Here is a 19,112-nt window from a genome sequence, read left to right as displayed (position 1 = left end):
AACTTTCCCCTCAATTGCCGGGGTGGGTACCCCAATCTGTTCAAAATTATATCGATCATACTGAAATGGGCGTGCCCATACGGGCAATTGCACGGCAACAAGGGTGCCATGCGTCAACGATCCTTAGGCAGATCAGACGTGTGGAAACGCTTCGCGATGACCCGTTGGTCGATGGCGTTATTAAAACTTTGGGCGGCAGCGCAGAAGGTGAAGGCGAAACGAAAAACGGCCAACTGGTAAAGATGGCGCCGGATACGACACAGCCGGTCATCGCAGAAGCCGATCAGTTAAAGGCAGATAGCCTGCGGGTTTTGCGCCGCATGTGTGAAACGGGCGCGGTTTTGGCCGTTGCTGCGGATATGGAGAAGGGTGTGATTGTCCGTGATGGCCAAGACGGGCAAAACACCAGAACCGGTGTTGTGGATCGTACCACGGCAGAAGCGATGGCCTTGAAGGGCTGGATTGTTGCCTCATCGAACGGGCGCATCACGCGCTATCAGATCACCGCAAGCGGGCGCGCCGCTTTGGCAGATATGATGGCCCGTGACGAAAATGCAAAAGCAGTAGGTGGTTTCGAGCAGGAAGCAGACACGCAACGCAGTGCCCCCCGCCGCATTCGCTATGGTTTGGCCGAAAGCCCGTTGGCCGCTTTGGCGCGGCGCCGCGATCGTGAGGGAGAGCTTTTCCTGAGTGATGATCTGGTGTCGGCTGGTGAACGTTTGCGCGAAGATTTTGAACTTGCGCAGATGGAAGCCGAAGTGGCCCAAAACTGGGAAGGGTTTCTTGAGGAAATCAGAACGGGATCTGTCTCGGCCTCCTCGGAGCAATCAAATAGAGGCAAGCAAGCCCATGATCGCGTTGTTGCCGCGCTAAAGGATTTGGGGGCAGGTTTGTCTGATGTCACCTTGCGCTGTTGCTGTTTTCTGGAAGGCCTTGAAACTGCTGAGAAAACTTTGGGCTGGTCGGCGCGATCCGGTAAGATTGTGCTGAGGATTGCCTTGATGCGGTTAAAGCAGCACTATTTGGAGGAGGTCGACCCCCAGAGCGCAATGATCGGATAAAAGGGGCCAGTCACGCCGTTTTGCATAGCTGGAATGCGACGCAATAGGGTTTTGTTTAATCTCTCATGTGTTAGGTAAGAGGAACCTGTCACTTGAGGTTAACATGCGTGATCTAAAAATCCCCGAGATGCGTCACCCTGAAAAGGCGCGCCGTCCTGATAATCCGCAACCGAAAAAACCGGATTGGATTCGGGTCCGCGCGCCGGGTGGCGATGGATATAATGAAACCGCAAAGATCATGCGGGAAAACAAACTGGTCACAGTTTGTGAAGAGGCAGGATGCCCAAACGTTGGCGAATGTTGGAGCCAAGGCCACGCAACCATGATGATCATGGGCGAGGTCTGCACGCGGGCTTGTACCTTCTGCAACATCGCAACGGGCAAACCGCCAGAAGCCTTGGATGTGTTTGAACCGGGGCGCGTTGCCGATGCGGTGGCCAAGCTGGGTTTGAACCACGTTGTTATTACTTCTGTTGACCGTGATGATGTCGAAGACGGCGGGGCAGAGCATTTTGCCCAGACGATCCGCGCTGTGCGCCACCGCTCACCGGATACGACCATCGAGATTTTGACGCCCGATTTTATCAAATGTGCGCCTGAGGCCTTGGAAAAGGTGGTCGAGGCACGCCCAGACGTGTTTAACCATAACCTTGAAACGGTGCCGGGCCTTTACCCAGAGGTGCGCCCTGGTGCGCGCTACTTCCACTCGCTGCGCCTTTTGCAGCGGGTTAAAGAGCTGGATCCCTCGATGTTTACCAAATCGGGGATCATGGTTGGATTGGGCGAAAACCGTCAATCGGTGATGCAGGTTATGGAAGACATGCGCGCCGCTGATATCGATTTCCTGACCATCGGCCAATACTTGCAACCAACACCAAAACACCATGCGGTTGATCGCTTTGTGCATCCAGATGAATTTTCAGCCTATGAAAAAGCGGCCTATGGCAAAGGGTTCTTAATGGTTTCTGCCACGCCGTTGACGCGATCCAGCTATCATGCGGGTGATGATTTTGCGCGGTTGCGTGATGCGCGCAACAAGAAATTGGGAAATGGCTAAGCGCCAATTAACCGTTTGTTAATCAAGGTTAGTTTACTGGTTGGAAACACTTTCCAATCAGGACTTTCCTATGCGTAGATTTTCTTTGGCCTTAATCGGAACCTCTTTTTTGGTATCTTGTGCAATTGAGGGGCAGGAACCGATCGTATCGGCCTTTAATGGGGATAGCGTGAATATTATCCAGCCAGCATTTGCCTTGTTCACCGATGAGCAGCTGTTGGGGAAAGCAAACGACATCTGCCGCCGTGGCAACAAGAAATACGCCGAACGCGTCTCGCGCCGTTCCTTGCCAGACTATCAAGGCACCGAATATTTGTTCCTATGTCTGGCAAAGCCGTCGAGCTAACCGCGTTAGAACCGCCGCGGCAGGCGTTCCGCCTTTGCCCATTCAGGCCAAAACCCGAAATGCTCTAACCCGACGATGAGCAACGCCAAAGCGATTGCCGTTAGCACCAGTTTGACCCGTTTTGCCGAGGGCGGGTTTTGCGCCCATCGTTTGGCGCGCAAGAGGTGGCGAATGTCTAACATGAGGGGTTAGCTTTCTTCGGTGAAACGCACCTTGCCGATAAAGGGGAGGTTGCGATTGCGTTGCGCAAAGTCGATGCCATACCCCACAACAAATTCATCGGGGATTTCAAACCCTGTGTAGTCGGCGCGCAAATCCACTTCGCGGCGGGACGGTTTGTCCAGCAGCGCGACTGTTTTCAAGCGGGCGGGTTTGCGGGCTTTGAGCATCGCGGTCACATGAAACAGCGTGTGCCCCGTGTCTACAATGTCTTCCACCACAAGAACATCGCGCCCTTCAATGCCGCCGCGCAAGTCTTTGAGGATGCGAACTTCTCTGGTGCTTTCGGTGCCGTCTCCATAACTGGAGGCCTCTAGGAAATCGACTTCGATCGGGAGGTCCAGCTCACGCACCAAATCGGCGATAAACACAAATGATCCGCGCAGCAGGCCGACAACCACCAGCTTGTCTGTGTCCGCAAACTCCCCCTGAATTTCGAGGCACAACTCCTCAATCCGAGCCGCGATAGATTTGGCCGATATCAACTGATCTATGACATATGGACGCGTTGGCATGTTAACCTCTTGATTGTGGAACCCCGAGGGCTTTGATACAGCGCTACGCAAACAAACGCGGGAAATCAATGCCAACCCATTCTGAAACACGCAAGCTGCCATACAGCGCCAAGCAGATGTATGATCTGGTTGCTGACGTAGGAAGCTACCCGAAATTCCTGCCATGGACCGCTGCTGCCCGTATCAAAAGCGTGGATGACAAGGGCGACCACAGCGTTATGGACGCGGATTTAGTCATTTCATTCAAAGTGTTCCGTGAACGGTTTACGTCTCGTGTCGCTTTGTGGCCCGAACAGATGAAGATCGACACCGAATATCTGGACGGCCCGTTTAAATACATGAAATCCAACTGGGCCTTTGCCGATGTGGAGGGGGGCTGTGAGGTACAGTTTTTTGTCGATTTCGAATTTAAAAACGCGATTTTGCAGACCCTCATTGGCGTTGTTTTCAACGAAGCGATGCTGCGTGTCGTCAAAGCGTTTGAGAAGCGCGCGCAAGAGCTTTATGGCTAACTCCGTTAAGGGAGAACACCATGGGCATTACCGAGCAACTGATTAAATTTTCACAAGCCGAGGTGCCCGAAGAGGCCGCGGCGATGATGCGCTTATCGCTATTTGATTGGGCTGCTTGTGGGGTTGCAGGGGCGAATGAGGCGGAGTTCGCTTCGTTTCGCCGCGCGCAGATGGTCGAAGAGGGGCCAGCGCATATTTTTGGCGGTGACGCCGCAGGTGCTGCCACGGCAGCGCTGGTGAATGGTACGCTCAGCCATGCATTAGATTATGATGACACCCATTTTGCCCATATCGGGCATCCCTCGGTTGCGGTTTTACCTGCTGTCATGGCCTTGGCGGAAACGCTGGATATCTCTCTGACAGAGGCGATTGATGCGGCGACAATCGGCGTTGAGGCTTCGATTTTGACGGGCGTTTGGCTGGGCCGTTCGCATTATCAGATCGGTTATCATCAAACCGCGACAGCGGGCGCTTTTGGGGCGACCTTAGCGGCGGCTCGGGTGTTGGGGCTGGATAAACATCAGCTGCGCCATGCGCTTGGCTTGTGTGCCAGCATGGCGTCGGGGGTGAAAGAACAATTCGGCACAATGGCCAAGCCGTTGAATGCGGGCTTGGCTGCGCGCACGGGTGTTGAGGCCGCTCTTTGGGCGCAAGCAGGGATGAGTGCCGCCCATGACGGGTTGGCTGGGCCTTTGGGCTTTGGCGCGACGCATCATGGCGAGGCGGCCGAGGTGAAGCTCCCCCGTAAGGAATGGCAGATTAACACCATCAGCCACAAATTTCACGCCTGCTGTCATGGGCTTCACGCGATGCTAGAGGCGCTTTCAGGGCTGGATGTGCAGACCGATCAGATCGCGGCGATCAAGGTTCGCACCCACCCGCGCTGGATGAGCGTGTGTAACATCGCAGAGCCAAAGACAGGGCTGGAGGCCAAGTTCAGCTATCGGCAAACCGCTGCGATGGCCTTGTTGGGCCATGCCACAGGTGCGGTTGATAATTTTACCGATGCCTTGGCAAAAAACGCTGAGGTTAAAGCGCTGCGTGAAAAGATCGACGTGGTTGAGGATGACAGCCTCAGCGAAACTCAGGCGCAGGTGACATTGACGTTGACGTCAGGCGGCGTGCGCCGATTGCGTCACGACCTGATGGCGCCGATTTCACTGGAACAACGAAGCGAAAAGCTGCGCAGCAAAGTGAAAGCTTTGATCGGAGAGGACCGAACAGAGGGGCTATGGCAGGCGGTGATTGGCAGCGATCTGGACGCAGTGAGCGCCTGTTTCGCTGGCAACACCCATCCCGAAAGCAGCTGAACAACATAAAAGGGCGGCCCGATTGGACCGCCCTGATCAGAATACTTCAGACCAGCTTAGCTGGTGATGTCATAGGCGCGTTCACCATGCACCGCGAGGTCCAGACCGTTGACTTCGGTTTCTGTATCCACGCGCAGTGGCGTAATTGCACGGCAGATCAACACCAAAACAACCGTTACAACAGTGGTGTAGACGCCAACGATCAGCAATGATCCCAGCTGCGCGGCCCATGATCCAGCCCCAAGTGCGGCGATCATGATTGTCCCGAAAATACCGCCAACACCGTGTACGGCCATAACATCCAGCGTATCGTCGATCTTGGCCTTGTTGCGCACCAGCACAACGGCTTCCTGACATAGGATGCCCGCAACCGCGCCGATCAGCAGAGCCGCCCAAGGGCCGACAAAGCCGGATGCAGGCGTGATCGAAGCAAGGCCCGCAATGGTCCCTGTGACGATACCAACCAGCGAGGATTTACCGAATTTGATCCGCTCCCACAGGGCCCATGTCAGGGATGCCGTTGCAGCCGAGATATGCGTAACCGTGATCGCCATAGCCGCGCCACCATCAGCAGCCAGCTGCGATCCACCGTTAAAGCCAAACCAGCCGACCCACAAAAGGGCTGCGCCAATCATAACCAGACCAGGATTGTGCGGAGGTGTTGATTGGTTTTTGCGCGCACCAAGGAAGATCGCGATGATAATCGCCGCCAAACCCGCCGTTTCATGTACTACGATGCCACCGGCGAAATCTTTCACGCCAACCTCACCAAAGATACCGCCATCGGCCAGCATACCGCCGCCCCATACCCAGTGCACAACCGGCGCATAACAGATCAGCATCCACAGCCCCGAAAACAGCATCACAAAGCCAAAGCCGATGCGTTCAACATAGGCCCCAACAATCAGCGCCGGCGTGATGATCGCGAATGTCATCTGAAAGGCAAAGAACAGAATCTCGGGCAGGGTGCCTGACAGGCTCTCGGCGGTGACGCCGTTTAGCCCCATCTTGCCCATGCCGCCCCAATAGCCTGTGCCACCGTCACCAAAGGCAATTGTGTAGCCAAAAAGAAACCACAAAACGCTCATTAAACAGGCAATGGCATAGCAGTGCATGAACACACTTAGCACATTTCTTGAGCGAACTAGCCCACCGTAAAACAGGGCAAGCCCTGGTAGTGTCATCAACAGCACCAGTGCCGTTGCCGTCATGATCCATGCTGTATCAGCGCCGTTCATTTGGAATCTCCCCTTTGTTGGGGAGCGGGTAAAGCGCAGCTAAAGTGCTGCGAAAAGATGCAGCGCCCATTTTGACGCTTAATTTATGCGCAATTGTATATTTGATTAATTTATGTGCGGCAAATTGCGCGTATCGCCTATTTTGGCGGCATTTGTAAAAGTGCGTTTTGAAGCAGACCTAGCGCGTGATCCCGTGCCGCACAGCGCACAGCCTCTCTTCCCAAGGCGCCAAATTCGACGGTTTCATTAAAACAGCCGTCTGCACTGGCCACGCCGAAACATACCCGACCTTCGGGTTTATGTTCAGATCCGCCCGGACCAGCGATGCCCGTGAGAGAAACGGTCAACTGCGCGCCGCTGTTACGCAGCGCCCCCTGTGCCATTTCCTGCGCGACCTGTTCAGAGACCGCGCCATGCGCCTCTAGAGTTTGCTGCTGAACGCCCAGCATCTCTATTTTTGCGCGGTTTGTGTAGGTGACAAAACCACGTTCAAATACCGCGGAAGACCCTGCCAAATCTGTAAGCGCAGCAGCGACCATGCCCGCGGTGCAGCTTTCTGCCGTGGCAATCATCACACCGCGCTGTTTTGCAAGGTCAAGGATTTCAGAACGCATGATAAAGGCCTGCAATCACCACCACGCCAATGGCTGCAAAAATACCTGCAAAAACATCATCCAGCATCACGCCCAAGGCGTCGCCGCGACGATCGGCCCAGCCCACAATCCACGGCTTCCAGATGTCAAAAAGGCGGAACAGGGCAAAGGCCGCGATCCAGCCCGGCCACATCACCGTGATATCAATCCCCATGCGCCAGCTTGCGATCGAAAGGGGAAGAAGCGCGATCCATTGGCCTACCAATTCGTCGATCACGATTTCTGAGGGGTCGTGATCGTCACTGCCCGATGTCATCTGCGCGGTTGCCCACCAGCCTTTTAGAAAGGCTGCGATGATGCCAATGACCAGCAAAGGCAACCCGCCGATAACATGCAAAAGCCACGCCCAAGGCAGCGCCACAAGCGAACCCCAAGTGCCAGGGGCGGGGCGCAGATACCCGACCCCCAAAACGGTTCCTATCATACGTGCGATCATGTTTTCACCAATGTTGCTGTTGCCATGCAGGCGATGCCCTCGCCGCGACCGGTAAAGCCTAACCTCTCCGAAGTGGTGGCCTTTACCGATGTGCGGTCAACGTCGATCCCGATCATGTCGGCGACCGCCGCGCGCATGGCGGCTGCATGCGGCCCGACTTTTGGGTGTTCACAGATGAGGGTGCAATCCACATGGGTGATCGTAAACCCTTGGTCGCGGGCCAGATCGGCGGCATGGCGCAAAAAGATATGGCTTTGCGCGCCTTTCCATTGTGGGTCCGAGGGAGGGAAGTGTGTTCCGATATCACCAGCTGCCAAAGCGCCGTAAATCGCATCGGTAATAGTATGCAGCCCAACATCCGCATCAGAATGGCCGACAAGGCCGTGATCATGGGGGATTTTCACGCCACATAGCATCACGTGATCACCGGGGCCAAACGCGTGTACGTCAAACCCGTTGCCGGTGCGTATATCCATCTTCTTCTCCAATATCCGCGTTGCGCGGGCAAAATCTGTTGGTGTTGTGATCTTGATGTTCTCAGGATCGCCTGCGGTTATGGTTACGTTCAGGCCCGCAGCCCGCGCCACGGCAACGTCATCCGCAGCTGTGCCAACGTAATCGGCATGTGCTGCGACAATCTGTTTGTACCGAAACCCCTGCGGCGTCTGCGCGGCAAATAGACCGTTTCGGTCTTTGGTGCCTGACACGCAGTTTTTGTCGCCAACCCACAAGGCGTCGCTCACCGCGACACCGGGGGCGGCACCATCGCTGGTTTCCAACGCGGCAATAACATCTGATATCACTTGCGCGCTTACACAGGGGCGGGCTGCGTCGTGGATCAAAACCAAATCACAATCGGGCAGGGCCGCTAATCCGGCACGCACCGAGTCGCTGCGCTCGGCGCCGCCGATGGCGACTTTGACACCCCGCTGTGTAAAATAAGGCGCCTCGTTCATATCGTCAGGATGCAACACGATGGCGATCTGCGCGACCTCTTTATGGCCCTCAAACGTGGCGAGCGTGTGGTCAATGACGCGGGTTTTTCCCAGCGATTGCCATTGTTTAGGCCGTGGCCCTCCGGCCCGTGTGCCACGGCCGGCAGCTACTATTAAGGCACATACGCGCATTGTGGTGACCTTTGACTGGTTTCACACTGTATTAAGAAAAACTTGAGCCCTCCGCAATGAGCGGGCGAATTTTGTCGCTCGGGCGGTGGTGCTTAAATATTGGGCAAATAGGCGCCGACGATGGGGGGGAATGGGGGCGTATTTGTTGTCTATTCAAACAGCTTACGCTATCTGATGTGCATTCGCCTAAGGATTAAGCACTGTCTGCCATGAGTTTACCATTGGATCTTACTCCACCTGTTTTTCTGGCACCAATGGCCGGAATAACCGATTTACCTTACCGCAACTTGGTCGCGCAATTTGGCGCAGGCTTGGTGGTGTCCGAGATGATCGCATCGGGGGAATGGCTGACCGAACGGCCAGGAACACGCGAAAAGGCCGAGCTGGGGATCGGGGTTGAGGGGACATCTGTTCAGATTTCAGGCCGAGAAGCCGCACCCATGGCCGAAGCGGCCAAGATGATCGAAGATCAAGGGGCGCGCATCATTGATATTAATATGGGTTGCCCCGCCAAAAAGGTCACGCAGGGGGCATCAGGATCGGCGTTGATGAAAACGCCAGATCACGCGCTGCGCCTGATCGAAGCGGTTGTGGACGCGGTTGAGGTGCCTGTCACCCTAAAGACGCGGCTTGGCTGGGATGATGCGATGCTGAACGCGCCAGATATTGCGCGCCGTGCAGAGGCCGCAGGCATTCAGATGATCACAATTCACGGGCGCACGCGCTGCCAGTTTTACAAAGGTAGCGCAGATTGGGCTGCCATTCGCGGCGTTGTCGAGGCGGTCGATGTGCCGGTTGTTGCAAATGGCGATATCATTGACGCCACCACCGCCCGTCAGGCGCTTGCCCAATCCGGCGCGCAGGGGGTCATGGTTGGGCGCGGTGTGCAGGGGCAGCCGTGGCTGTTGGCGCAGATTGCCCATGAAATCTACGGAACACCCGCACCTGTTATTCCGCAGGGCCGTGGCTTTGTTGATATGGTGATGGAGCATTACGACGAGATGCTGAGGTTTTATGGAACCAAATTGGGGCTGCGGGTCGCTCGTAAACATTTGGGGTGGTATATGGATCACGCCCAAACCCCTGATGCCGCACGGCGTGCTGTGCTGACAGCCCGCAGTGTGGAGGAAACGATGATCCTGCTGCCCTCTGCTTTGGGCCCCGTTGAAAAGGATGCCGCGGCATGAGCGTGGAATCGCAAACAGCACTGCTGCCCGCAGAAGGGGCGCTTTGGGCCTCTCTTCCCGTGCCTGCCTTATTGGTGGGGAGCGATGATTTGATCTTGGATGCTAACGCTGCTGCTGAGGGGTTTTTGAACGCATCGGCCAAGGCCGTTCGTGGCATTCCTGTCTGGGATTTAGTGGCCGTTGATGCGCCGCTGGAAGAGGCTTTTGCCCGCGCGCGCGAGTCCGAGACAACCCTGTTTGTGAATGATGTCGATGTGGGCAGCGGCCAACGCGCGCCCTTGCAATCGCTGCTTCAGGTTGCCCCTTTATCGGGTGTTCCTGGGGTGATGATCCTGATGATTTCGCCGCGCGAACTCTCTGGGCGGATGACGCAGAACCAATCGGTGAAATCTGCTGCTAAATCGGCCATTGGCATGGCTGAGATGCTGGCCCATGAGATCAAAAACCCGCTTGCTGGTATTACGGGCGCGGCCCAGCTTCTGAGCATGAACCTTGCCAAAGAGGATCTGGAGCTGACCGACCTCATCGTCGCTGAAAGCCGCCGGATCGTTAAGCTGCTGGAACAGGTCGAGCAATTTGGCAACCTGACCCAACCCGAAAGGGGCGAGGTGAACCTGCACGATGTGCTGGATCGCGCCCGCAGATCTGCCTTGCTGGGTTTTGGGTCTCATATGAAAATCATCGAAGATTACGACCCCTCATTGCCGATGGCTTGGGGGGATAAAGACCAGCTTTTGCAGGTGGTTCTGAATCTGGTCAAAAACGCCTCCGAAGCCGCAGCAAAAAGCGGCGGGACCATCCGCCTTCACAGCTATTATGAACATTCCTTCCGTTTGCGCCGCGCCGACGGCCAAGGGATCGCATTGCCTCTACAGATCGAAGTGATCGACGATGGTCCGGGTTTGCCTGACAGCATCGCAGGCGATGTGTTTGAGCCATTTGTATCGGGTCGTGAAAACGGCACGGGGCTGGGGCTTGCTTTGGTGAGCAAGATCATCTCAGAGCACGATGGCTGGATTTCTGTTTCCTCAACACCGGGGCGTACGGTGTTCCGTATCTCTCTGCCACGCGCAGATGCGCCCCAAGATAAAATTAAAGGCTCAGGTAGAAAACCTGAATAAAGGAGTTTTGCAATGGACGGCACGGTTCTAGTCGCTGATGACGATCGCACAATTCGGACAGTCCTCACTCAGGCTTTGACGCGCGCAGGCTGTAAAGTGCATGCGACGTCCAGCTTGACCACGCTGATGCGTTGGGTTGGCGAAGGGAAGGGTGATGTGGTGATCACGGATGTAGTGATGCCAGACGGGAATGGGCTGGAAATGCTGCCCAAGATCGCACAGGACCGACCGGAACTCCCTGTTATTGTGATTTCGGCGCAAAACACGATCATGACGGCGATCAAAGCGGCCGATGCGCAGGCCTATGACTATCTGCCAAAACCCTTTGACCTTCCCGACCTGATGAAGCGCACAGCCCGTGCGCTAGAGCGGTCAGGAACGCCACGGCGCATGGCCGATCCGCGCACAGAAAATGACGAAGATGATTTGCCAATGGTTGGGCGCACCGCTGTTATGCAGGCGCTTTATCGGGTGATTGCGCGGGTGATGAACGCCGACCTTCCTGTTTTGATCTGGGGCGAGAACGGCACAGGGAAATCTCTGATTGCGCGGGCCATTCATGACCTCTCTGATCGCCGCTCTATGCCGTTTGTGACAGTAACCGAAGCAGACCTGCGCGATATCGAAGGGCCGGCAAAGGTTATGGCAAAAGTACGCGGTGGTACTTTGTTAATCGATGAAATCGGCGATATCTCGGGTGAAATTCAGGCCAGAATTGCGCGGATGATGGATGCGGAAACGGAAAACCCTCCGCGTTTTATTGCAACATCGCAAACAGATCTGGGGGCAGAATCTGCTGAAAGCAGCATGCGCCCGGATGTTTACTATCGCCTTTCAGGGGCGACGCTGCATGTGCCTGCGCTTCGGGATCGCGTCGAAGACATCCCCCTTCTTGCGTCGCATTTCCTAGAGAAAGCCGATGCAGGGAATGGTGCGGTTCGCGAATTATCCGAAGGGGCGACAAAAATCCTGTCCAACTACACTTGGCCTGGGAATGTGCGCCAGCTGGAACACGCCATGCGCCAATTGGCCCTCACCAGCCGTGCAGCCGAGATTTCAGCCGCCGAAGCGGGGCAGGTCATTGGTGGTCAACCAGGGCCAGAGCCGACACGGGCTGTTGGCAATGGCGAAAAGCTGGGGGCAAGTGTCGAACGCCACATTCGCCGCTACTTTGAGTTGCATGGAAATATGCTCCCCCCTCCGGGGCTCTATCAAAGGATTCTACGCGAAGTAGAAGCGCCCCTGTTGGAAGTTGCACTGGCGGCGACCTCTGGAAATCAGGCTAAATGTGCGGAACTGTTGGGTATTAACCGAAATACTTTGCGAAAGAAGATCACAGACCTCGAAATAGAGGTTACACGTGGTCGAAAAATGATGTAAAACTGTCACATAAGCGTGGCCATCAAGGGACAACCTTGGTTAGGACCACATAATATGGCGGTACGGTGCGTTTGCACCACATCAGGTGAGGATCCACGCGTGGTTTCCCGAACACGCAGTTCATGGTTGGCTCAGCTGTCGCGTTTGCGGCGGATGAAACGTGTGCGCACGTTAACCACCTTTGGTTTGGTTGTTTTGGGGCCTCTATTGGCTTTGGCGACCTATCTTGCGCTTGGTCCTTTGGATCAGGGCAGCACAGATACGCTGCGCCTGATTCTGCTTCTTGATCTCATCTATATTCTGGCGCTGGCGGCGCTGGTTCTGGCGCAGGTTGCGCGGCTGATCGCGGCGCGGCGTGCCAAATCGGCAGGGTCGCGGCTGCACCTGCGGCTGACGGGTGTGTTTGCGCTGATGGCGCTGATTCCAACGGTTTCTGTGGCTGTATTTGCCGTGCTGACCATCAATGTGGGAATTGAGGGCTGGTTTTCTGAACGCGTCCGTGTGGTGGTGGGGAATTCGCTGTTGGCTGCCGAAGCCTATGCAGGGGAAGAGCGTGAGGGGTTGCGCGATGACGCGCTTGCCTTGGCGCGCAGTATTGATCGCGCGCGCCGTTCGGGTAACCGCCTCAGCGATAGTGAGCTGTTGAGCGAAGGCCAACGCCAAGTGCAACGCGGCCTGCGCGAAGCCTATATGATCGACGGAACCGCCGAAATTCGCGCCCGCGGAGATCGCTCGTATCTATTTGATTTTGATAAACCTTCCGCTGATCAAATCGCAGGTGTGGGCGAAACCGAAGTGCTGATCATCGAGGATTGGGGCAACAATGAATTCCGCGCGCTTGTGCGGCTGAACTCTTTTGTAGATCGGCTGTTATATGTGTCGCGTGATGTGGATGGCGAAATCCTGAGCCTTCTGGATGATACGCAAGAAACAGTGCGCCTTTACCAACAGTTAGAAAGCGAACGCGGCAGGATGCTGTTTGAGTTTGGTCTTTTGTATCTGGCTTTTGCGGTGATCATCATTTTGGCCGCCGTATGGCTGGGCCTGTGGTTTGCCGAACGCCTTTCAGGCCCTGTTGGCCGTTTGACAGGCGCAGCGCAGCGCGTGGGGGCAGGGGATTTGGATGTTCAAGTGCGCGAAGATGATGGCGACGACGAGATCGCCATGTTGGGGCGTTACTTTAACCAGATGACAAAGCAGCTAAAGGGGCAGCGCAATACTTTGCTGGATAACACCCGCCAGATCGAACGCCGCCGCCGCCTGTTTGATTCTGTTCTAAGCTCGGTGACATCTGGTGTTGTTGGGCTTGATCCCGAAGGGCGGGTGACCTTTGTAAACCGTTCGGCCATGCGCCTGTTGGATTGGGAAGAAAACCAACAGTCGCTCGCATTGGCTGTCGCCGTGCCCGAGTTCGGGCCGCTCTTTGAAACCTTGGTGGGGGCGACAACCGAATCTGCTCAACAAGAGATCAAGGTTTCACGCCACGGGCGGTTGGAAAATCTGCTGGTGCGAATGGCCACACGGCGCACGGCAGATGGGCGGCTTGAAGGATATGTTGTGGCCTTTGACGATGTGACCGATCTGGTGAGCGCACAGCGCATGGCCGCATGGGGGGATGTTGCCCGCCGTATCGCCCATGAAATCAAAAACCCGCTCACACCGATCCAGCTGAGTGCCGAGCGGATCAAACGCAAATTTGGCCCGAAACTGGGTGAAGACAGCGATAGTCTGGAACAAATGACAGGTGTGATCATCCGCCAGACAGGCGATTTGCGCCGCATCGTCGATGAATTTTCAAAATTCGCCCGCATGCCAGAACCTGAGCGCAAACCTCAGGATCTAAGCCAGCTTTTGCGCGACGCGGTTCTGCTGCAAAAAACCGGCAGACCGGACATAAAACTCATATCTGATGTGCCAACCGAAGAAATCCCCGCCCTTATCGACGGGACAATGATTACACAGGCGTTAACAAATCTAATCAAAAACGCAGGTGAGGCAATCGATACCCTTCGCGAAAAAGGCGCCCCCGACGGGCTGGTTCCACAGGTACATGTCAAACTCAGCATCGAAGGCGAAACGGCACATATCACAATTGCGGATAACGGCATCGGCTTGCCCGAAGATCGCGCGCGATTGTTTGAACCCTATGTAACAACACGCAGCGAAGGCACGGGCCTTGGGCTGCCGATTGTTAAGAAGATTATTGAGGAACACGGCGGCAGCCTTGTCCTCTCGGATGCTCCCGTTTTTGAGGGGCAGAAACATTTTGGTGCGATGGCGGAAATTACTCTGCTGCTAGGCGCCGATCCAAATGCGGGCAGTGAGGAGCAAAACAATGAGTGACATTCTGATTGTGGATGATGAGCGCGATATTCGCGAGCTGATTTCGGATATTCTGGAGGACGAGGGCTTTGCTACGCGGCTTGCGGGCAACTCGGATGATGCGATGGCTGCGGTTGTTGCCGAACAACCTGCGCTGATGATCCTCGATATCTGGCTAAAAGATAGCAAAATGGACGGGATCGACATCCTCAAGGCGGTAAAACGGGATTACCCAGATGTGCCTGTGGTCATTATTTCGGGCCATGGGAACGTTGAAATTGCCGTCGCGGCGATCAAACAAGGGGCTTATGATTTCATTGAAAAGCCGTTTAACATTGATCAGCTGATGGTTGTTATTCGCCGCGCAATGGAAACCTCACGATTGCGCCGCGAAAACGTCACGCTGAAACGCAAAGACAGTTCAAACACCGAAATGGTGGGCAATTCGGGCGCGTTCCGCACGCTGGTTGGCCAGCTGGATAAAGTCACAAAATCCAATGGCCGCGTTATGCTTTCGGGGCCGGCTGGTTCAGGTAAGGAAGTCGCTGCCCGCTACATCCACGCCAATTCCAACCGCGCCTCAGCGCCTTTCATCACGGTGAACTGCGCAGGTGTCGCGCCTGAGCGGATGGAGGAGGTCCTGTTTGGGCGTGAGTCATCAGAACGGGGTGTCGAACCTGGCTTGCTTGAACAAGGGCACGGTGGCGTTGTCTATTTCGACGAAGTCGCGGATATGCCCCTTGGGACGCAGTCAAAAATCCTGCGCGTGTTGGTCGACCAGCAGTTCACACGTGTCGGCGGGAGCGATAAAATTCGCGTCGATTTGCGGGTGGTTTCCAGCACAAACAAAGACCTAGAAGCTGAAATTCAATCAGGCACCTTCCGTGAAGAGCTATACCATCGCCTGAACGTGGTGCCGATTGCTGTGCCGTCCTTGGCCGAGCGGCGCGAGGATATTCCGCTGCTGGCAGAGTATTTCATTGGTGAGTTTAACAAATCGCAAGGCTTGGCACTGCGCGAAATATCCGACGATGCGCAGGCTTTGATGCAGACGATGGTCTGGCCGGGCAACGTGCGCCAGCTTAAAAATCTGGTTGAACGTGTTTTGATCCTCGGCGAGGGAACAGCCCCCATCGAGGCGCGCGAACTACCCGGCGAAGAGGACAGCAGCGAGGAAGAGGGCCGCGTGGTTCTCTCTGGCGCTATGGCCAGCCTGCCACTGCGCGAAGCCCGCGAGGCCTTTGAACGGGAATATCTGCTGACCCAGATCAACCGATTTGGCGGAAATATCAGCAGGACCGCAAATTTTGTCGGGATGGAGCGTTCCGCCCTGCACCGCAAATTGAAGAGCCTTGGTGTGGTAACATCCGCAAAATCAGGTACCCGCGTTGCGCATGTGGATGAATAGCGGCCTGTAGGCATTTGAATTTGAACAATAAAGATTGATCTAGCTTCAGGTATCCAACCCCGCGGTTTGATTTCAACGCCCATATGTCCGAGCACTTCGGCATGTGGGCGTTTTGACATTTGAATTGACCGCACCTTCGCCTTCTGACATTTCTAACCTGTATTCAGGCACAAGCGTGTCGGCAGCCCAAAACGCAGCCTACGCAGCAGGGGATCTCCACATCATGAAAGTTATCATTTGCGGTGCAGGCCAAGTTGGCTGGCAAATTGCGCGTCACCTTTCGGGCGAACAAAATGATGTAACGGTTGTTGATAACAACGCCGATCTGGTGCGCCGCGCCACTGATACGCTGGATGTGCAAGGGGTTGCAGGCTTTGCCAGCTATCCCGATATTCTGGATCGGGCAGGGGCGCGCGACGCGGATATGATCATCGCGGCAACCCATTCGGATGAGGTGAATATGGTCACCTGTCAGGTGGCGCATTCGGTTTTCGGGATTAACCGCAAAATTGCGCGCCTGCGCTCGCAATCCTATCTCGATGCGATCTACTCTGATTTATACCGTCGGGATCATTTGCCCATCGACGTTGTGATCAGCCCCGAACGCGAAGTGGCGACAGCCGCCCTTCAACGTCTTGCCGCGCCAGAGGCCTTTGACACAGAAATCTTTATGGATGGGCATGCGCAGCTATTGGGCATTACGCTGGATGAAGACAGCCCAGTGCTAAATACCCCTTTGCGTCAGTTAACCGACCTGTTTTCAACGCTGCGTGCTGTTGTTGTCGGGGTGCGCCGCGACGGAACATTGTTTGCGCCAGAGCCAAAAGACCAGCTGTTCGCGGGTGATGATGCCTATATCTTTGTGCATCGAAACGACATTTCCCGAACGATGGAAATCTTTGGGAAAAAGACCTCTAGCCAAGACCGTGTTGTCCTTGTCGGCGGCGGGAATGTCGGGCTGTCGGTCGCTTTAACCTTGGAAAAACGGGCCAAACGTATCCGTGCCAAAGTGATCGAAAAGAACCGCCATTGCGCCGAACGTGCCGCCGAAGCGTTAGAGCGCACCATCGTGTTGAACGGTGACGGGTTGGATGCAGCCCTTTTGTCTGAGGCGGGGATCAACCGCGCTGATGCGATGTTGGCGATTACGGATGACGATAAAACCAACATGCTGGCCTGTGTGCGGGCCAAATCCGAAGGGTGCCCCTATGTGATTGCGCTCATCAACGATCCCACTCTGGTGCCTTTGATGCAGCCTTTGGGGATCGACGCCTATATCAACCCACGCTCCACCACGGTGAGCTCTATTTTACGCCACATCCGCCATGGGCGGGTGCGCTCGGTCTATTCTATCGGGGATGCCGAGGCCGAAGTGATCGAGGCAGAGGTTCTATCAACCTCACCGATTGCCGGTAAAAAGATCAACGAAATCGATTTCCCCGAAGGGGCATTGGTGGGCGCCGTGCGCAAAGGGGATGAAATCATCAGGCCGATGGGGGATACCCGTATCGAAGAGGGCGATGTGATCGCGGTCTTTGTGCTTGCGAAAGATGTTGCACAGCTAGAACAGCTGATGCAGGTTTCCATCGACTTTTTCTAAAGGGGCCGCTGTGCGCCGCCAAAGCAAACTTAGACATGATCTGACGCAGCTACCGCTGTTTTTGCTGATGCTCGGGATGGGCACGGCATCTATGCTGGTGCCCGCTGCATATGCTTTGATCACGGATCAGCATGGGGCCAGTCAGGCGTTTTTCTATGCTGGTTTGCTGGGCTGTGTCGCCTTTTTACTGATTGGCATCGCCCATGCGGGCCGCGCGCCGCAGGAGGGGGCGTTGGGGCCATTGCTCTCGCTGTTTTCGGCCTTTGTGTTTTTGCCAGCGATCTTTGCGATCCCTTTTGTCGAGGCCTTGCCAACCACCCGATATGTAAATGCCTATTTCGAAATGCTGAGCGCGCTGACAACGACAGGCGCAACATTGTTCGAAGACCCAGACCGCCTTGGCACGACCTTGCACCTGTGGCGGGCTCAGGTGGGGTGGATGGGCGGTTTGCTCATGTGGGTGGCTGCCGTGGCCATCCTTGCGCCGCTTAATCTGGGCGGGTTTGAGGTGACGGCCCAAGCCGAACCAGGACGCCGCGAAACAGGTGTGTTTACCGCAGCACCCCTGAGCCCAAGAGAACGGATCGGGCGGGCGCTCAAGACATTGGGGCCGCTTTATGGGGGGCTAACCCTGCTGCTGTGGGTGTTGTTGATGTTTGCAGGGCAGCAGCCGTTAAACGCGATCTGCCATGCGATGTCCGTCATGGCGACATCGGGTATTACAGCCGGTGGTGATCCCGCAGCGGGCGGTGTTATCGCTGAAATGGTGATGGCGATGTTTATGCTTTTCGCCTTGTCGCGTCTCACGTTTTCCTCGGATACGATGACCGCGACCCAAGGTGGCTTGCGCACCGATCCCGAGTTTCGCATCGGCCTGTGTTTTGTCATTCTGGTGCCGTTGATCCTGTTTGGCCGTCATTTCATCGGCGCATATGAGATTGACGCAGGTGAAGGCACAACGGGTCCGATCCGCGCGCTATGGGGCTCTGTCTTTACGGTCATCTCCTTCCTGTCGACCACCGGTTTTGTTTCACAATTCTGGTCCGAAACCCAAAGCTGGTCTGGGCTGGGCACGCCGGGGTTGATCCTGATGGGGCTTGCCTTGATCGGGGGCGGTGTTGCGACAACGGCTGGCGGGGTAAAGTTGCTGCGCGTATTTGCGCTGTATCGGAACGGCGTTCGCGAGATGGAGCGCCTTGTGCATCCGAATTCCGTTTCAGGGGCAGGGGTTGTCGGGCGGCGCCTGCAATCTGGCGGGGCCTATATCGCGTGGATTTTCTTTATGCTGCTTGCCCTGTCCTTTGCTGCGGTGACGCTGGCGCTGACCCTTGTTGGAGTATCATTTGATCAGGCCTTGGTGTTGGCCGTCGCAACCCTGTCAACAACAGGACCCCTTACCGAAGTGGGTGGCGAGACCCCGATTGTGCTGCTGTCGCTCAGCGATACGGCCAAGTTCATTCTCGCAGGTGCCATGGTGCTGGGGCGTTTAGAGACCTTGGCGATTATTGCATTGTTAACGCCTGATCTGTGGCGAAGCTGACACGGCTTGGCGCTGCGGTATGTCTATGCTGGCTTTTTGGGGTGGTAACTTTAGAATCTGCAATCCATAGTTAAAAACTG

At 55.7% G+C, this 19,112-nt stretch carries 18 protein-coding genes; 12 read left to right on the top strand and 6 right to left on the bottom strand.

Features of this window, described 5'->3' with window-relative positions; genetic code table 11:
- Window positions 1-65: 65 nt before the first annotated feature.
- The 3 genes from Z948_RS0116965 (at window position 66) to Z948_RS0116955 (ending at window position 2,464) form a co-directional block, all read left to right on the top strand.
- Complete coding sequence (locus Z948_RS0116965; protein WP_425427157.1) at window positions 66-1,061, top strand: DUF6456 domain-containing protein; 996 nt, start codon at window positions 66-68, stop codon at window positions 1,059-1,061.
- A gap of 103 nt (window positions 1,062-1,164) precedes the next feature.
- On the top strand, window positions 1,165-2,118 hold the full coding sequence (gene lipA / locus Z948_RS0116960) for a lipoyl synthase (protein ID WP_025060740.1): 954 nt from the start codon (window positions 1,165-1,167) through the stop codon (window positions 2,116-2,118).
- 70 nt (window positions 2,119-2,188) lie between these two features.
- A complete protein-coding gene (locus Z948_RS0116955) occupies window positions 2,189-2,464 on the top strand; it encodes a hypothetical protein (RefSeq protein WP_025060739.1) in 276 nt (91 codons plus the stop codon).
- A 5-nt stretch (window positions 2,465-2,469) separates the two neighbouring features.
- Here the strand turns inward: Z948_RS0116955 and Z948_RS19085 are convergent, their stop codons facing one another.
- Window positions 2,470-2,646, bottom strand: coding sequence for a hypothetical protein (locus Z948_RS19085; protein ID WP_037952326.1), 177 nt, complete (start codon window positions 2,644-2,646; stop codon window positions 2,470-2,472).
- 6 nt (window positions 2,647-2,652) lie between these two features.
- Window positions 2,653-3,198 (bottom strand): hypoxanthine phosphoribosyltransferase, encoded by a 546-nt coding sequence (gene hpt, locus Z948_RS0116945; RefSeq protein ID WP_025060738.1) that lies wholly within the window; start codon window positions 3,196-3,198, stop codon window positions 2,653-2,655.
- Between the two features lie 68 nt (window positions 3,199-3,266).
- Between hpt and Z948_RS0116940 the strand changes: the two genes are divergently transcribed.
- On the top strand, window positions 3,267-3,710 hold the full coding sequence (locus Z948_RS0116940; RefSeq protein ID WP_025060737.1) for a type II toxin-antitoxin system RatA family toxin: 444 nt from the start codon (window positions 3,267-3,269) through the stop codon (window positions 3,708-3,710).
- A gap of 20 nt (window positions 3,711-3,730) precedes the next feature.
- Window positions 3,731-5,020 carry an MmgE/PrpD family protein gene (locus tag Z948_RS0116935; protein ID WP_025060736.1) on the top strand — a complete coding sequence of 430 codons (1,290 nt, stop codon included), beginning with the start codon at window positions 3,731-3,733 and terminating at the stop codon, window positions 5,018-5,020.
- A gap of 56 nt (window positions 5,021-5,076) precedes the next feature.
- Here the strand turns inward: Z948_RS0116935 and Z948_RS0116930 are convergent, their stop codons facing one another.
- The 4 genes from Z948_RS0116930 to Z948_RS0116915 all read right to left on the bottom strand — a co-directional run bounded on the left by Z948_RS0116930 (window position 5,077) and on the right by Z948_RS0116915 (window position 8,474).
- The gene (locus Z948_RS0116930; RefSeq protein WP_025060735.1) at window positions 5,077-6,258 is read right to left on the bottom strand and encodes an ammonium transporter; all 1,182 of its coding nucleotides are present in this window, start codon (window positions 6,256-6,258) and stop codon (window positions 5,077-5,079) included.
- Between the two features lie 137 nt (window positions 6,259-6,395).
- Window positions 6,396-6,872, bottom strand: coding sequence for a CinA family protein (locus Z948_RS0116925; RefSeq protein WP_037952329.1), 477 nt, complete (start codon window positions 6,870-6,872; stop codon window positions 6,396-6,398).
- Complete coding sequence (locus Z948_RS0116920) at window positions 6,862-7,347, bottom strand: phosphatidylglycerophosphatase A family protein (protein ID WP_025060733.1); 486 nt, start codon at window positions 7,345-7,347, stop codon at window positions 6,862-6,864. The genes Z948_RS0116925 and Z948_RS0116920 overlap by 11 nt, the downstream gene beginning before the upstream one ends.
- Window positions 7,344-8,474 carry a bifunctional 2-C-methyl-D-erythritol 4-phosphate cytidylyltransferase/2-C-methyl-D-erythritol 2,4-cyclodiphosphate synthase gene (locus Z948_RS0116915; protein WP_025060732.1) on the bottom strand — a complete coding sequence of 377 codons (1,131 nt, stop codon included), beginning with the start codon at window positions 8,472-8,474 and terminating at the stop codon, window positions 7,344-7,346. Before Z948_RS0116915 ends, Z948_RS0116920 begins: the two co-directional genes overlap by 4 nt.
- Before the next feature lie 209 nt (window positions 8,475-8,683).
- On the opposite strand from Z948_RS0116915, the gene dusB reads away from it, so the two are divergent.
- From dusB to Z948_RS0116880, 7 genes are all read left to right on the top strand, one after another.
- Window positions 8,684-9,661, top strand: a complete 978-nt coding sequence (dusB, locus tag Z948_RS0116910; protein WP_037952332.1) for a tRNA dihydrouridine synthase DusB — start codon at window positions 8,684-8,686, stop codon at window positions 9,659-9,661.
- A complete protein-coding gene (locus Z948_RS0116905) occupies window positions 9,658-10,782 on the top strand; it encodes a two-component system sensor histidine kinase NtrB (RefSeq protein ID WP_052033203.1) in 1,125 nt (374 codons plus the stop codon). Before dusB ends, Z948_RS0116905 begins: the two co-directional genes overlap by 4 nt.
- A 12-nt stretch (window positions 10,783-10,794) precedes the next feature.
- A complete protein-coding gene (locus Z948_RS0116900) occupies window positions 10,795-12,162 on the top strand; it encodes a response regulator (RefSeq protein WP_025060729.1) in 1,368 nt (455 codons plus the stop codon).
- 153 nt (window positions 12,163-12,315) lie between these two features.
- Window positions 12,316-14,505, top strand: coding sequence for a sensor histidine kinase NtrY-like (locus Z948_RS0116895; RefSeq protein WP_052033211.1), 2,190 nt, complete (start codon window positions 12,316-12,318; stop codon window positions 14,503-14,505).
- Window positions 14,498-15,892, top strand: coding sequence for a nitrogen assimilation response regulator NtrX (gene ntrX, locus Z948_RS0116890; RefSeq protein WP_025060727.1), 1,395 nt, complete (start codon window positions 14,498-14,500; stop codon window positions 15,890-15,892). The genes Z948_RS0116895 and ntrX overlap by 8 nt, the downstream gene beginning before the upstream one ends.
- Before the next feature lie 223 nt (window positions 15,893-16,115).
- Window positions 16,116-17,492, top strand: coding sequence for a Trk system potassium transporter TrkA (trkA, locus tag Z948_RS0116885; protein WP_025060726.1), 1,377 nt, complete (start codon window positions 16,116-16,118; stop codon window positions 17,490-17,492).
- 10 nt (window positions 17,493-17,502) lie between these two features.
- A complete protein-coding gene (locus Z948_RS0116880) occupies window positions 17,503-19,032 on the top strand; it encodes a TrkH family potassium uptake protein (protein WP_025060725.1) in 1,530 nt (509 codons plus the stop codon).
- Window positions 19,033-19,112 lie beyond the last annotated feature (80 nt).

The organism is Sulfitobacter donghicola DSW-25 = KCTC 12864 = JCM 14565 (genome assembly GCF_000622405.1).
In the GTDB taxonomy this organism is placed as follows: Bacteria; Pseudomonadota; Alphaproteobacteria; order Rhodobacterales; family Rhodobacteraceae; genus Sulfitobacter; species Sulfitobacter donghicola.
The sequence above is the reverse complement of the archived record's forward strand: the minus strand, read 5'-3'. Positions and strand labels throughout refer to the sequence as shown.